This window comes from Sulfidibacter corallicola, assembly GCF_017498545.1.
In the GTDB taxonomy this organism is placed as follows: Bacteria; Acidobacteriota; Holophagae; order Acanthopleuribacterales; family Acanthopleuribacteraceae; genus Sulfidibacter; species Sulfidibacter corallicola.
Map to the genome: position 1 here is coordinate 9586115 of NZ_CP071793.1, position 13347 is coordinate 9599461.

A 13347-nucleotide genomic window follows, 5' to 3' on the forward strand; every position below is an offset into this window, starting at 1 on the left:
TTCTGTTTGGGACAGCAATAACCCTGTGCCATTCACTTTTCAAATGAATTTATCAACGGATAGGCTTCGAAATAATATTTAGAGAGTCTGGCTGCTCTCAAAATAAATTCGGCACACACCTTTGCTTACTTAAGCCCCCCAAATAACATAAGGCAGAGACTTAGCTAACCTTTGAATCTGACTTGGCCATCCGATCCGATTACCCGAATCCCGACAAACTGAATTCCCGACTCCAGATACGCAAACCGCAAGCTCTGCCCTCCCGGCGCCAACAGCACCCGAACGACGATTCCCTCCTTGTGGGCCACCCACTCGAAGTCGGCCTTGACCTTCTGCGGTCGCTCGCCTGAGCCTAGGTCCCAGTAGACGAAGTGGCCCGGGTTGGCCTCCAGGCCTTCGAGTAGAGCTAGATGGTACTTGTGATAAACCTCAGCCGATAATGGACCAGTCGCCGCAGGCTTGGCGGCTGGTGCCTTGGTCTTTTTCTTCTTTCGCGAGCCTTTGCTTTTGGGAATAGCGGGTGGGCTTCCTTTGGTTTCATCTGTCACCCTTCTCGAGTCGCCATCATCATAAAACGGAAGCCCTGTCATTTTCGCTGGCAGGCCCAGAACCATCGCACCTTTTGTTGAAAAATACGCCTGTCAGGTAAAGGCGCCTTGCGTCCCGGATTTCAACCTGAGCCGCCTAGGATGCCCAACCTCTCCCGAAAGGAACTAACATGATGCCGACGCTCACTTGGATCGTTTTCTTGTCCTTTCTCCCTGGTCCGGCCGTTCGGGCCACAATTGACCCGGCACCGTATGTGGGGATCATGAATGTCCTCACTCGCGCCGAATCGATCGAGGAAACCACCGACATCATCCGCACCTACCGCCAAGACCATCTGGCCTACCTTCGCGGTCTGGCCCGAAGTCGCGACGCCCAACTGCTGCCGCCAGGAGTCGAAGTCCTGGAGGGTGCCATCGTCGTCGACGGCCAAGTCGCGGCGCACCTGTTGCCCGTCACCCACCGGCTGTTCTATTTCCTGGATGATCTCACGGAGCGGACAGGTCAGCGGGACACGCACATTGTCGCACTCGTAGCCCGCGGGGTGGATCCGCAAGACCTCAACGTGTTGATCAACGCCGTTCCCGAGGACTTCAACCGCATGTTTTGGACGCTGGACCTTCAACGGAAAGCGATACAAGAATCGTGGTTCGGCTTCTTGCTCGAAGATCCGGTCGACGAAGACGCCTTGACGGACGACGTCCTGTTCGATATATGGCTTTCCGTCCAGGAATTGAACGACGAAACGGATGCGGCGCTGGTACGCCACGTGTTCGCGGACATGTCTTTGGAGGGTCGCGAGGTGTTAATGGCCTACGCTTGCGAATTACCTGTCGATGGAATGTATGGTTTCACTCTCGAAGACCCTACACCCGAGGCAGTGGCGGTAGGCATCCGAGATGGCACCATTCGAGAGGAAGGTGATTCAATCGAAAAAGAGGAACCTTGATGGCCCGGTCTAAGAACCAGATTCCCATACCGACATTAAAAGGGGTGACTTATCCGTCGCTTGCATCGCTGACTTGCAAGGCTGCCTAATTCAGCCATCGCAATCCATTCGGAAAAGCTCATTTCTCCAGAAGACGCCACTTGCTCAAAGCCGGTACGTATTTGATTCCAAGGGCGGGATTCGAACCCGCGTCCTTCCGGTTATGAGCCGGATGCTCTGCCGCTGAGCTACCTTGGGTCAATGAACGGCGATCGCGACCCAGGCGTGACCGCCAATCCCGAGGGCGGGAGTCGAACCCGCAACACTCCGGGTAAGAGCCGGATACTCTGCCAGTTGAGCTACCTCGGGTTTGGAATGTAAAAGGTCAAGGAGTTTGCGGGCGCATGGCCACGCCATGGCCCGCAGGTGGGGTGCCCAAGAACGGGGCTCGAACCCGCGTCCTCCCGGATGAAGAGCCGGGTGCTCTGCCACTGAGCTATCTTGGGACATTCGTGATTTCAGGAATCCAACCCGATCAGGTCAAGGTTCTTCAAGTGCTTCCCCGAAAAGGCACCGATGCGTTTCAGTATGTTGGCCAGGCCGGGATGGCCGACGGCGACGCCGTGAACCAATTCAGGAGTGAAGGTGAACGACACGGGTTCGTGTGCCGGGCGAGGTGCGACCCAACCTTTGCGGACCGGATCGATGTCGTGCTCGCGACACACCCGTTCGACCATGGTCCGGGTGCACCGGGCCTTGCCCTCGAAGACTTCCCAAGGCAAAGGCAGCGAGGCCCAAACCGGCGTGTCGCCTTCCAACTCGTTGCCAACCGCGCTGTGGTACCAAACCAAGTCGGCCGCCATCAACCGAAGGACCTTGCCGAAACACATCTCATCCAAGATGTCTTCGGTGCCCATGGCGTAGTTCAGGGCAATCCAGTGGCTTCGAGCCCGGCTCCAGGCGCTGGCCAACAGGTTCCACGTACTGGAATCATTACCCCGTCTGACAATCATGGTCCGCCGGTTAATGCTCGATCGTTCCCAGACTTGCTTGAGGTAACCGGCACAGGTTTCCAAGACCTGGTACCACCGACTCAGCAGGACGCCCTTCTGGGTGTCGGTGACCCGAGCCAGGACGGCAGGCTTGGGGTACACGTGCCCGATGGCGAACCAGTTGGCCGTTTCACTTGCGGTGCATGCCTCGAACAAGGCCGCGGCGATGCGGTCATAGGCCCGGGTTTGCGGCCTGGCAACGAATTCCGATCGCAGGTTGCAGCGTGACACGTAGTACGCGATGAAACAGGCGGTCGCCTCATCTTGAGCGAAGGTCTCGAACAACAAGTCGGTCGTCAGCCCCGAGTGCCCTTTGTAGACCAGATCGGCGAGTTCCTTGTTCCGCATCAGGCGTTCCAGCTTGGCTTCCATTCGACGAAGGAACCGGAAGCGCTTGTTGTACTGCTTTTTGGAGATGTCGAGGCCGGCGGCCTTCCGCTGAAACTTGTCGAGTCGATCGTGAAGAAAGCTGTTCTTGCCGAATTCCTTGGAGATCACGCGACCTGCACTCGTCAGATAGGCACCGACCACCGGCGCTTTCGATTCGTCCTGCCGCGGAAAGGGTTCCAGTTCCGGGAACAGCACCTCGAACAGATCGGCCTTGTTGGCAAATCCCTTGGGCTCGTGGAAGGTGGCGGACATCGAAGAGTAGTAATGGTAATTCGGGTTCTTCAAAGACCTTTGGGCGGCCACAGCCAAGTTGTGAACAACCCGCTCAGGGAGGCAGGCGGCGTGCTGATCCAAGATCAACCGGGCGACATCCTCGGGGCGGGGTCTTTGAAAAAGTGAGTCGTAAAGGTCCTGCATGATCGTCTCCAAACACTGTTACCAGCGGCGGGGCTCGAACCCGCGTCATCCCGGTCCCGAGCCGGGCGCTCTGCCACTGAACTACGCTGACACAATGTAAGCATTCGGCGAAACGGGTGACCTCAGGAGGTGCCCGTCACTTCGAGGTGATGGTACTGCGGGGTCTGTGCCAAAGGCATTGCGAATTGTTTAAATATCTTGAATAAAATGGCTTATTTTTGAAACCACAACAAAGGACTCACTTTCAACCAGTCGCTCTGTATCGATAAACATCATTTACTATCGAAAATAATAAGCCCCTGGGCGCGTGTGGCATTCACACAGACGCTGCACCTTGTTTTCTCAGGCGCAGCCGCGTCCATCACATTGCCACCGAGCTAAACCCTAACCTGGGGAATAGATTCCGCAGCCTCGAGAACCTGCCTGAACTTCACGTTGCCATCTTTGTCCAAAACACGAACACCAACAATCGGAATTTCCGATTCCAGATACGCGAACCGCAAGCTCTGCCCTCCCGACGCCAAAAGCACCCGCGCGACAATCCCTTCCTTGTGGGCGACTCGCTCGAAGTCGACCTTGACCTTCTGCGGTCGCTCGCCTGAGCCGAGGTCCCAGTAGGCGAAGTGGCCTGCGTTGGCCTCCTGACCTTCGAGTAAGGAGAGATAATATTTGTGAAATAGATCTGTGGGAATGTGGCTGGTCGTCGCGGGCTTTGTAGATGCGGCTTTTGCTTTCTTTCGACGAGAAGACTTGTTCTTGGGCATAAGGAATAGACTGCCTTCGAGAATCGAGGTGTGGAGTTACTTGATCCCAATTCTAACGCTATCGGCAAGCCCAATCCACTAAATTTAAGTAGCAAAAGCTGCACTGTTTTTTAGGCGGATTGAGGGGTTGAAATTTTTCAAAGGACTTTGCGATTCGCAAAAGAGATCCGGAGAATCTTATGCAAGCCAGAGCTGGAAAGGGGCTTTTGAACTACTTGCCTGAGATATTCACATTGGGGTTTCTAATAGTTACCCTTATAATATATCCATCCACATGATCCAGCGTAGCATATACCCCTTCACTTAAGGCACCTCCCATCTTTGCAGGTAAACAATAGCCAAATTGAGCACCTCTTTCGATCTCGAAGGTTTCTCCTTCGATCAAAATCGTTTCACTAATCAAGCGTCTTTTTATATAATATACTCTGGTAATTTCTACAACACCACTCGTGGTCTGATAAGAATTTAAAGACATACTTCGAAGGAGTTCACTATTAATTCGGTGTTTAGATATATAGCCATCAAAAGTGCACAATAAAAGGAATTTTCCTATCATGATAATACCTATCCCAAGCGGTATCATTAATGCATACAAAGCAGATGAAAAAATGTCTATTCCAAAAAAACTAACATCCGCTTTAAAGCAATTATCATCTACGCGATCTATTGAGAGAAAGTAGTCCATGGCAATAGTCTCTGGATTTGATAATGCAACTATCTCAGTCTTTGCATAATGTCTTTTTCTGCATGGCTTTGTTCTTGCGTTGGGCAGGAATAAATTCCGACATTCTTGGATTAGATTTCCAAATCCACAAAATGACATGATAATACCTAAAAGAATTACCGCGATTGAGACACAGCCAAAGATCAAGGATAATCTAAGGATTACACCACTTGAATCACTGAATTCATAAATGATCTGGTAATCTTCCACTTTTTCACCTGCCAATCATTAATTTTTTGTCGCCATCATGCCGAAACTCAAACCAGGGTGCCATACCCTCTGTTTTGTACAAGGGCGTATGAATGGAAATCTTGGGGCCGTATTTTTTCGGCAGGAAACGAATTGGTTGACACAGATTGAAGAATCAGCAGTAAAGCGTAATTTGAATTTTAATTAATGAAAGAGGTAGCACCTGCAACATTAAACCTGTGTCAAAACAGGTTAAAAACGGAGATTGACGCTTGCTGTCTTTTGGGAAATATTGGAAATGATAAATCCGTAGTGATCAGGAGTTTTTTTCTTAAAACAATACATGACTGCCGATCGTGTCCTTGAAAAATACTCCTTCCAGATTCAGGCGCCTCCCATCAAAGATCCCGCGCCGTGACCTCTTGCGCTCCCTGTCTTCCTTGAAAAGAATCGACACGATCCCGACACTCAATTTGGTCGGTCACTTTTCCATTCTTCCTGGCCTGGCCGCTCCGGCCACCGTTACCCCACAATCAGATGGGTGGATCATGGATACCCTCACGTGCTGAATCGATTGAGGAAACCACTGACATCATCAACATAGCCAGACGCGCGCCCTTTCGGGCGCGCGTCTGGCTGGAAATACGCATATCAGGTAAAGGCGCGTTGGGCAACGCCCTCAATGCCACCCAACACGCCAAATTATGCAACCCTCACCTGGCTTGCTTTCCTATCCTTTCTCCTCGGCTTCGTGACTCCTGCTTCGACAATTCCACTACCGACCACCAGGCTTAACGACGCCCCTGCCGGCTGCTTCCGCAAGCAAAAGCGTCACATCGAGGCCCTCTGTATGGGCGGAGTGGACCAGGCCTACTTCGCGAAATCCTTCCCGCGAGTTCCGTTATCGGCCACTGCACCCGCGGTATTGGATTCGCTGCCTACCAATGCACGCACTTCGAGTTCGTGACCGGCCCTGACAGCACGGACCTCTACGACTACTTCGATGACTTCCTCTACAAAATCGTCGTGTACGTCGAAGAGGTCGAGCCACTAAAGAACGACACCTTGGCCCAACGGGCGCTTGGCGGCATTTCCCCTCAAGGCCGGGTGATTCTGCTGAACTACGCGGCCGACCAACGGATGCGAAACCACCACGGCTTTCCGCTGGTCGATCGATCCGAGCGCGATACCGTTCATTTCATCCGAGGCCACGTCTGGATCGACGATGAAGCTTTCATCAAGTTGGCGCAGCCATGAGTCCAAGGGGTTCCTGTAAAAGCCTCCTTCAGGATGTCGCCCTAAAAAAAATGGCGACACTTCATGCTTTCCCCCCTTCGCGACCGGCATGCAGTCGTCCGGCCGAGGAGCCAACGCCTTGACGTCCTGCATTTGAAATACTGACGGCGTACCGCCAAAGTAAAACAGGGCCGATTCCAGCCACCTGCTCAGGTGGCTGGAATCGGCCCCACATCGCTATGGCGCGACTGCCAATCTCGTTTAAGCGTAACTGGTTTCCCGTTGAGCGCGCCAATTCCAAGGGCGAGCAAACTGGCGTTCACCGATCCTGACCACTTCTTCGCCAAAACGAACCAATACTTTTCGTCGAATCGGCTTTTCGTTTAGCGGTTTTCCTGGTTTTACTTTCGCCGAAAACTTGCCTGGTTCACATTCAGTTTGGTTGGTCTCCAGTTCTTGAAGAGTGACCATTTTGGGAGTTCTCTTGAGGACACTATAAAAAGTTACATTGGTTTGATCGTATCCCCATTTGCTCACCAGGATTGAGTGCTCTTTGATAGTGTTCATTGCAGAACTCCTTGATTGTAGTATGACGAGCATGACGTTCGTTTGGCTCGCTGTTGATGAATCTTTTATAGCGTGAGCCTTTTCAAGGTGTCAGTAGTAAATCACTGCTTTTTTGCAAATTCCCAAACAAGTATTGATCTATCACTTTCCCTTTTGGGTACAGACTTGTAGTAGTGTGATTCTTAGGTGAGGTGGTTTTTCGAGTTGGCCTTGAAACCGATCTCCGACATCTCCCCGATTGCTCCGGTAGGTAGAAAAGGAAGCAACCCGACGGGCTGCGACACCAACCCATCACGGAGGCCACCTTGAAACCCCGAATGAATGCGACCGGCCACCCTTCCAAGCCCGACACCTCGGAATTCAGCCCCTTGTTCGACACCAATCCGAAGGGCACCTCGCAACCGGACATCTCACACTTGAACCCATCGACCTCGCCCGAACTGGTCGCGGTCTTGAAAAGCCTGGCGGAGGCGACCGCCAGCTTGGCCAGCACCTTGGCGAAAACGGAACAAGTTGGTTTCCATCAAAAGGAGACTTCGATCGACGACGACCTAATCCGGTTCAGGGACGCGCGGTTGTGACCTTGCGTGTTCGAATGGAGGGTCGGGCGATTCCTGCAGCTCGGCAGGCCGAAAATCCCCGGTGGCATTAGAGATTTGATCCGCTAAAGCCGCCCCCTCTCTCCCTGAAAATCAAACGTCATCAAAAACTCAGCGAATCGGGGGGTTCAATGCCGTTCAAGAAGCCGGGCAAGTTCAGCCCAAGGGCACAAAATGACATGGCGACCATGACCAAGAACGAGGAACCACCGAAACCCAAAAGCCGAACACGCCACGGCAACGCGGGCAACAACCACAACCTCAAACACGGTCTCTTCGTCAACGCGGTCCTCAACGACGAAGAAAAGGGCATGTTCGATGCCTTGGTCGATTCCCTGTCTAGCGACTTCATATTCAACAAGTCGGCCGACCTGATCCAGGTCAAGATGATCGCGCTGTACTGGCTCAAGCTCAACCGCGCGATCACCCTCGACCTTCCCGAGCACGCCGAACGCTTCGATCGCATGATTCGCGCACATATGCGGGAACTCAAGACCACGAAGCTCACCCGTGAAGGCGACAAGCCCGTCGAACCGACGACGACGCCGGCGGAATGGGCGGCCGATATTTTGGCCAAGGCCGGAACGGAAGCGGAGTCGGAGCCAGTCAAACCCAAACGTGGCAGGAAGCCAACGAAAGAGCGCGCATCAACGCCATCAATATCGGGAACTCGTCGGAAGCCATCATCGAAAATGAATCAATCACAAACGCTAAGCGAGACGTCAAGAAAATGACTTATTGACCTTGGTGTGGTAAAGTTTCGCTTTGACAATTATTGGGCTCGTCACGTGACAGGCATCGACACGTACGGATCTATTGGTGGCATTTCGTGTTTAACAACTTTTTGCACTGGATCTTCAGAAACCGCTACCTGCTCGCTGCGCAAACAATCGACGTTTTGATTTTTCTGGGCACCCTTGTATTGACCCTATTTGCGCTGGCCTTCCAAGTTTGGCTTGCCCTTGCTGTCCTTTCCTTCGGTCTTCTCTGGATTTACGCTCGACATGCTCCACGGTATTCCGAGGGATATCAAGTTAGGGCTATAACCTATATGAATCAAGGCTTATACAAGGAGGCTCTAGCTGATTTCAACAAGGCATTAAAACTCGACCCCAAAAATGGGTCAGCCTACTCGGAGCGTGGCGTGCTGCTTGTGGACGTTGGCGATACAGACCAAGCATTTAAAGATCTTGATCAAGGTATTTCGCTCTTGCCCACCGATCCCATGATGTATTTCCATCGATCTGTAGGGCACCTCGCCTTGGGGAAACCGGACAAGGCGATTGAGGACCTTGATCAAGCCATTCTCCTCGGGCTCATCCATTGCAATACCTATTTTGTGCGTGGCAACGCCAATATGGACCTTGAGAGATGGGAAGATGCAAAAGCGGATTTTGACAAGTCCTTACAATTTAGTCCACACGGAGTGGACATCCTTGTCAGGCGTGCAGAAGCATTTGTGAGGTTAGGAAATCCAAGCGAAGCCGTCACTGATTGCCTTACCGCGTTGAAGTATGATCCGAACAGTGAAAGCGCCTATATCAATCTCGCATTTACCTACATTGAGATGAAGGAACCTGAAAAGGCAAAAGACGCTTGCGATGAGGCTCTCCGTTTGAACCCTAACCTAGGCGTGGGATATTTCAATCGGGCTGGGGCCTGGATCATGAAAGCCTGTGTACCTGAAGCACTTAGAGATTTGAAAACCGCATACACTTATGATGCCCAATATCGATCCAAAGCCCTAATAGATCCAGATTTCGAGATCCTTTGGCATGACCCGGCTTTCCTTTTGTGGATTCAGGAAACTGAAGAAGAGGCTCAAGTTGAGGCCGAAAATCCAGGAAACGTGCCACTTGAGAACGCTTGACGTTTTCAATCTGTCCAAAAATTCGCGAACCGGTTCGACGCCAATTCCGTGTACCGCATCGTGTGCTTGATGTCCCTGTGCCCCAAGTAAATCTGAATCGCGCGAGTGTCGACACCTTCGTTTGCCAACTTGAATCCGCAGGAATGCCGCAACATGTGCGGATGAATCGGAATGCCGATATCTGCCTTCTCACCCGCGCGTTTCACCAACTTTTGGAAGGTGCTGGCCGTCAAGGGTCCCTTGCGCTCGGTGACAAAGACGAACGTCGTTTCAGGGTAATCTCGCATTACTCGTCGCAGCGCGCGGATTTCCACCCCGTAAAGCGGATGCACACCCGATATGCCGCCCTTCTTGCGAACCACGCTCAATCGCGCCTCGTTCAAGAGCACCTGTGACCACTTCAATTCCACCAGTTCCGATAACCGCAGGCCGTGACGGAAGGCGACCAAGATCATGGTCGCGTCGCGGTGCCCGTGTCGTCCAATCGAGCGCGCGGCCTTCATGAGCCGTTCGACCTCATCGGGGGTCAGGTATTCGCGGTCGCGTACCGCGGCGTTCGTTGGCCGTTTCAGGGTCAGCCCTGTCGTCATGAATCCTCCCCATTCAGCAACTTTCCGTAAAACGCCCGTTGGCGCCTCGAACCAAAGCGGCTCTCACGCGTTGGTGCCGTTCGGCCTTGCCGGGCCAACTTTCCGTTTTTTGGGCCATTTACGGAAAGTTTCCCTGACCAAGCCAAAACCAGCGGGTGCGCTTAGAGCCTCAAATAGTCCAGGGGCTATTGTATACAATCATGGTTGTGTATAAAACCAAAGACAATTGCCTTCCCCCTTGCTTGGCCGTAAGATGGCCTCCGGAGGTCGACCATGGGAAGGCCAGGTAAACCTATGCGTGAAGACGCACTTAGGACGATTGCGGCACTAAAGGCCAGTGAACTATACACTCCATCCACCGCGGTCGACTTCGGTATCGAGCTTGGTCATGTTGAATCCCAAAATCGGCACAAGGTACGCCGCGCGTTTGTTCACTTTTCCGCCTACCATTTCAAAGATATTCCCCCAGACGGCACAGTTAGAGTGGCGGGAAGGTGGCAGGGGGCATGGAAGGGTTCAAGATGGCGAGAAGGGGCCAGTCTAGACTCCTAAGTAGCTCGGCAATCATGTATGCACGTGTACACAAATGCACTTATGGCTTCTTTAGCTTCATTGAATCGTCGCTTTCGAGTCGAGGCCGGTAGGTAGTGGTGGAAAGGGGCCGCCACCATGACGAAATCGAAGCGCGATCATCGAAAGATCCTTGAAACCCTGCAAAACCCCGTTCGCTGGGGCGAAACCTACCTACAGAACCGGGATGGCTCACCGCGAACCTATTGGCCCCATCAGGTTGAAGACCTGATCTGCGACGAGCGAAACATTGTTCACCTAGACGGCCGCGACGTCGGTAAGTGCATGTGTGGGAATGTACTTATCCTCGATACGCAAACTGGTGAACGGATTCGCATCGACCAGTTGAAACCCGGTCGCACGATTACCGTGCTCGCCCCAAACGGCAAACTCGAAACGACGACGAACTATCAGGTACACGCGAACGGCCCCAGGCCCACCTTCAAGCTCACAACTCGGCTTGGTCGGTCGATCACCGCGACTGGCAATCACCCGTTTTTGACGGATCATGGATGGCGGACGCTCGACGACTTGCAGCCTAGATCCTGGCTGGCGGTACCCCGAAATCTACCCGTTTCGCTTCCTACAAACCCCGCAATGACCGACGACCAGTTGCAATTGTTGGCGTTTCTTCTGGCGGATGGCTCCTTGACCAGCGGGAACGTGGTCTTTACCAAGGAAGACCCACTGATCGCGGACGAATTCCAACTTGCTGTGGGGCGCACCTGGCCTTGGCTGACCACCCACCGATTCGATGAGATCAACTATCGCGTGGTCAACGACCCAGCCATCACGAGCAACCGACTCAATGCTTGCCGCGCCTGGCTGGAAGGCCATGGCCTGTTCGGTTGCCGGTCCGAGAACAAGTTCATTCCCGACGAAATCTTTCGTTGCTCGAGCCGCCAGGTCGCCGTGTTCCTCGCCGCGTTGTTCGGCTGTGATGGCTGGTTCTGTTTGAAACGTCGCGGTACCACCATGCAACCAGAGGTCGGATATTGCTCGGCCTCGATGGCGGTGATCGACGGCATTGCCCACTTGCTGATGCGGGTCGGCATTGTCGCGCGGACTCGGACCCGAATGGTCGACGGTCGGCCTTACAGGGTCCTCGAAATCAAGCCCACAGCCTACATTCTTCGGTTCGAAAGGCTGATAGGCATGGCGGGTATCAAAGGCTTGAATTTGGCCGCGTTTTGCAGTGATTTCGGTGGTTGTCCTGAAGACCCTGATAGCATTCCCAAGGCTCTGATTCAGAGGGTGTTAAGGTCAGAGAAAAGCATAGAAACCAAGTGTAACCAAGGGGGATTCGGCAGGTACAACACCCGCCGTTTCAAGCTCGGTCGAATTGCCCGCCAAACCCGATCGAGCGACCTCCACAAAGTTGCCGCCTCTGACATTTATTGGGACGAAGTCACTGCCATCGAACCCGCCGGCATCGCCGAAACATACGACTTGAGCGTGCCCGGGTACCGAAACTTCGTAGCCAACGACATCATCGTCCACAACTCGATTTGCCTCACGACCGATTGCCTGCATTTCGGGTTCACGACCAAAGGCGGGAAGGGCCTCATCGCGGCGCCACACCAGGGCCAATTGGACACGCTTGCGGAGGAAATCGAGTATCAAGTCGACCACAATCCGGACTTAGCGCGGTCGATCGCCAAGACCCGAATGGGTGCACCCAAGATCATTCGCAAGCCCTATTTTCGGGTGGAATTCACCAACGGCACCGTCCTGTACTTCCGGCCGGCAGGTGCCAACGGCGAATCATTCCGGTCACTCCACGTGCACCGCGTCTGGGTCGACGAAGGCGCCTGGCTGACCGAGCGGGCCTGGAAAGCGTTGCGCCAATGTCTGTTGACCGGGGGCCGGATGCGGATTTACTCGACGCCGAACGGCATGCGCAACACGACCTATTACCGGCTCACCACGAACAGCTCGTTCAAGGTGTTTCGCTGGCCGTCGTGGATCAGCCCTCTGTGGACCAAGGACCGGGAGCGAGACTTGCTCGACTTCTACGGCGGTCGAGACACCGCAGGATGGCAACACGAGGTTGCGGGTGAACACGGCAAGCCAAGTTACAGCGCATTCAACCTCGATGCCTTCAACGCCTGTCGCAAAGAGGTGTTGGCATACAGCCGCATCGCTATCACGGGCGCCGAACTGACTGATTGTGCCGATGAGTCGGCTGTTTTCGATCGGCTCGAAATGTTGTTGAACCTGGAGCCACAGGACGGCGTGTTCTGGATCGGTGGCGACCTGGGCTATACCAACGACCCGACTGAATTGGTCGTGTTCCGCGAAGACGAAAGCGGCGGAAAACCAGTCCTAACGCTTTTCTTGCGAGTCCACATGGAGCAGGTGGCCTATCCGTGCATCTCTCAGGTCATCGCCCTGCTGGATCACCATTTCTCCGCAACCGGAATTGGTGTGGACTACGGTGGGAACGGAATGGCGGTCGTTCAAGAGCTATTGGGCCTCGACAAGTACAAGTCGAATAGCCTGAACGGCCGATTGCTTGGCATCCATTTCGGCGGCATGACGACCGTGACCGTCCGCGGCGGGCAGGAAATCAAAAAGCGAACCAAAGAGCACATGACTCAGCTCATTAACGGAGCGCTTCAACGACGAGAGCTGATCATTCCTGCAAGCGATTCGGACATCGAAGACGAGTTCACCACGCATACCTATGTGTTGCGGGACGGCCGCGTGATCTACAGTAAAGGACACGATCACATCATCGATGCCGTGCGGTGCGCCATGTTGGTGAGGGAACGAAGCCAAACGAACCAGGATGGCGGTCAGGCCAGGTGCGTTTTGCCTGTGGTGACCAATCCCGTTTTTCTTTGACGGGTTTAGGATCCGGTTTGAGGAGAGCTGGGCGCAGGAGATAGACCGTCTCCGCGCT

The 13347-nt window shown here is 53.6% G+C and carries 12 protein-coding genes and 4 tRNA genes; 6 read left to right on the forward strand and 10 right to left on the reverse strand.

Annotated features, from left to right (window positions below):
• Positions 1 to 164 precede the first annotated feature (164 nt).
• Complete coding sequence (locus J3U87_RS28900; protein WP_237379267.1) at positions 165 to 614, reverse strand: hypothetical protein; 450 nt, start codon at positions 612 to 614, stop codon at positions 165 to 167.
• A 197-nt stretch (positions 615 to 811) separates the two neighbouring features.
• Between J3U87_RS28900 and J3U87_RS28905 the strand changes: the two genes are divergently transcribed.
• Complete coding sequence (locus J3U87_RS28905) at positions 812 to 1495, forward strand: hypothetical protein (RefSeq protein ID WP_237379268.1); 684 nt, start codon at positions 812 to 814, stop codon at positions 1493 to 1495.
• A gap of 165 nt (positions 1496 to 1660) precedes the next feature.
• Here the strand turns inward: J3U87_RS28905 and J3U87_RS28910 are convergent.
• The 7 genes from J3U87_RS28910 to J3U87_RS28940 form a co-directional block, all read right to left on the reverse strand.
• Positions 1661 to 1732: transfer RNA gene (locus J3U87_RS28910), tRNA-Met, on the reverse strand.
• A 38-nt stretch (positions 1733 to 1770) separates the two neighbouring features.
• A tRNA-Lys gene (locus J3U87_RS28915) sits at positions 1771 to 1843 on the reverse strand.
• Positions 1844 to 1907: 64 nt separating this feature from the next.
• Positions 1908 to 1980, reverse strand: a tRNA-Lys gene (locus J3U87_RS28920).
• A gap of 12 nt (positions 1981 to 1992) precedes the next feature.
• Entirely contained in the window at positions 1993 to 3333 is a 1341-nt protein-coding gene (locus J3U87_RS28925) for a hypothetical protein (RefSeq protein ID WP_237379269.1), read from the reverse strand.
• 19 nt (positions 3334 to 3352) lie between these two features.
• A tRNA-Pro gene (locus J3U87_RS28930) sits at positions 3353 to 3424 on the reverse strand.
• Between the two features lie 286 nt (positions 3425 to 3710).
• On the reverse strand, positions 3711 to 4097 hold the full coding sequence (locus J3U87_RS28935) for a hypothetical protein (RefSeq protein ID WP_237379270.1): 387 nt from the start codon (positions 4095 to 4097) through the stop codon (positions 3711 to 3713).
• 211 nt (positions 4098 to 4308) lie between these two features.
• Complete coding sequence (locus tag J3U87_RS28940; protein ID WP_237379271.1) at positions 4309 to 5031, reverse strand: hypothetical protein; 723 nt, start codon at positions 5029 to 5031, stop codon at positions 4309 to 4311.
• A gap of 942 nt (positions 5032 to 5973) precedes the next feature.
• On the opposite strand from J3U87_RS28940, the gene J3U87_RS28945 reads away from it, so the two are divergent.
• Complete coding sequence (locus J3U87_RS28945; protein ID WP_237379272.1) at positions 5974 to 6267, forward strand: hypothetical protein; 294 nt, start codon at positions 5974 to 5976, stop codon at positions 6265 to 6267.
• Positions 6268 to 6507: 240 nt separating this feature from the next.
• Here J3U87_RS28945 and J3U87_RS28950 read toward each other — a convergent pair whose 3' ends face one another.
• Positions 6508 to 6813, reverse strand: a complete 306-nt coding sequence (locus J3U87_RS28950; protein ID WP_237379273.1) for a hypothetical protein — start codon at positions 6811 to 6813, stop codon at positions 6508 to 6510.
• A gap of 305 nt (positions 6814 to 7118) precedes the next feature.
• Here J3U87_RS28950 and J3U87_RS28955 point away from each other — a divergent pair, with 305 nt between their 5' ends.
• From J3U87_RS28955 to J3U87_RS28965, 3 genes are all read left to right on the forward strand, one after another.
• Positions 7119 to 7394 carry a hypothetical protein gene (locus J3U87_RS28955; RefSeq protein ID WP_237379274.1) on the forward strand — a complete coding sequence of 92 codons (276 nt, stop codon included), beginning with the start codon at positions 7119 to 7121 and terminating at the stop codon, positions 7392 to 7394.
• 149 nt (positions 7395 to 7543) lie between these two features.
• On the forward strand, positions 7544 to 8146 hold the full coding sequence (locus tag J3U87_RS28960; RefSeq protein WP_237379275.1) for a hypothetical protein: 603 nt from the start codon (positions 7544 to 7546) through the stop codon (positions 8144 to 8146).
• A gap of 95 nt (positions 8147 to 8241) precedes the next feature.
• Positions 8242 to 9282, forward strand: coding sequence for a tetratricopeptide repeat protein (locus tag J3U87_RS28965; protein ID WP_237379276.1), 1041 nt, complete (start codon positions 8242 to 8244; stop codon positions 9280 to 9282).
• A 5-nt stretch (positions 9283 to 9287) separates the two neighbouring features.
• Here J3U87_RS28965 and J3U87_RS28970 read toward each other — a convergent pair whose 3' ends face one another.
• Positions 9288 to 9872: a tyrosine-type recombinase/integrase gene (locus J3U87_RS28970; RefSeq protein WP_237379277.1), complete on the reverse strand. Its 585-nt coding sequence runs from the start codon at positions 9870 to 9872 to the stop codon at positions 9288 to 9290.
• Between the two features lie 669 nt (positions 9873 to 10541).
• On the opposite strand from J3U87_RS28970, the gene J3U87_RS28975 reads away from it, so the two are divergent.
• A complete protein-coding gene (locus J3U87_RS28975) occupies positions 10542 to 13289 on the forward strand; it encodes an LAGLIDADG family homing endonuclease (RefSeq protein ID WP_237379278.1) in 2748 nt (915 codons plus the stop codon).
• Positions 13290 to 13347 lie beyond the last annotated feature (58 nt).

What these genes read in the sequence shown, in the direction of transcription:
- J3U87_RS28960 (WP_237379275.1), top strand. Translation starts at nt 7,544, where the DNA reads ATGCCGTTCAAGAAGCCGGGCAAGTTCAGCCCAAGGGCACAAAATGAC.
- J3U87_RS28970 (WP_237379277.1), bottom strand. Translation starts at nt 9,872, where the DNA reads ATGACGACAGGGCTGACCCTGAAACGGCCAACGAACGCCGCGGTACGC.
- J3U87_RS28900 (WP_237379267.1), bottom strand. Translation starts at nt 614, where the DNA reads ATGGTTCTGGGCCTGCCAGCGAAAATGACAGGGCTTCCGTTTTATGAT.
- J3U87_RS28950 (WP_237379273.1), bottom strand. Translation starts at nt 6,813, where the DNA reads ATGAACACTATCAAAGAGCACTCAATCCTGGTGAGCAAATGGGGATAC.
- J3U87_RS28925 (WP_237379269.1), bottom strand. Translation starts at nt 3,333, where the DNA reads ATGCAGGACCTTTACGACTCACTTTTTCAAAGACCCCGCCCCGAGGAT.
- J3U87_RS28975 (WP_237379278.1), top strand. Translation starts at nt 10,542, where the DNA reads ATGACGAAATCGAAGCGCGATCATCGAAAGATCCTTGAAACCCTGCAA.
- J3U87_RS28905 (WP_237379268.1), top strand. Translation starts at nt 812, where the DNA reads ATGAATGTCCTCACTCGCGCCGAATCGATCGAGGAAACCACCGACATC.
- J3U87_RS28935 (WP_237379270.1), bottom strand. Translation starts at nt 4,097, where the DNA reads ATGCCCAAGAACAAGTCTTCTCGTCGAAAGAAAGCAAAAGCCGCATCT.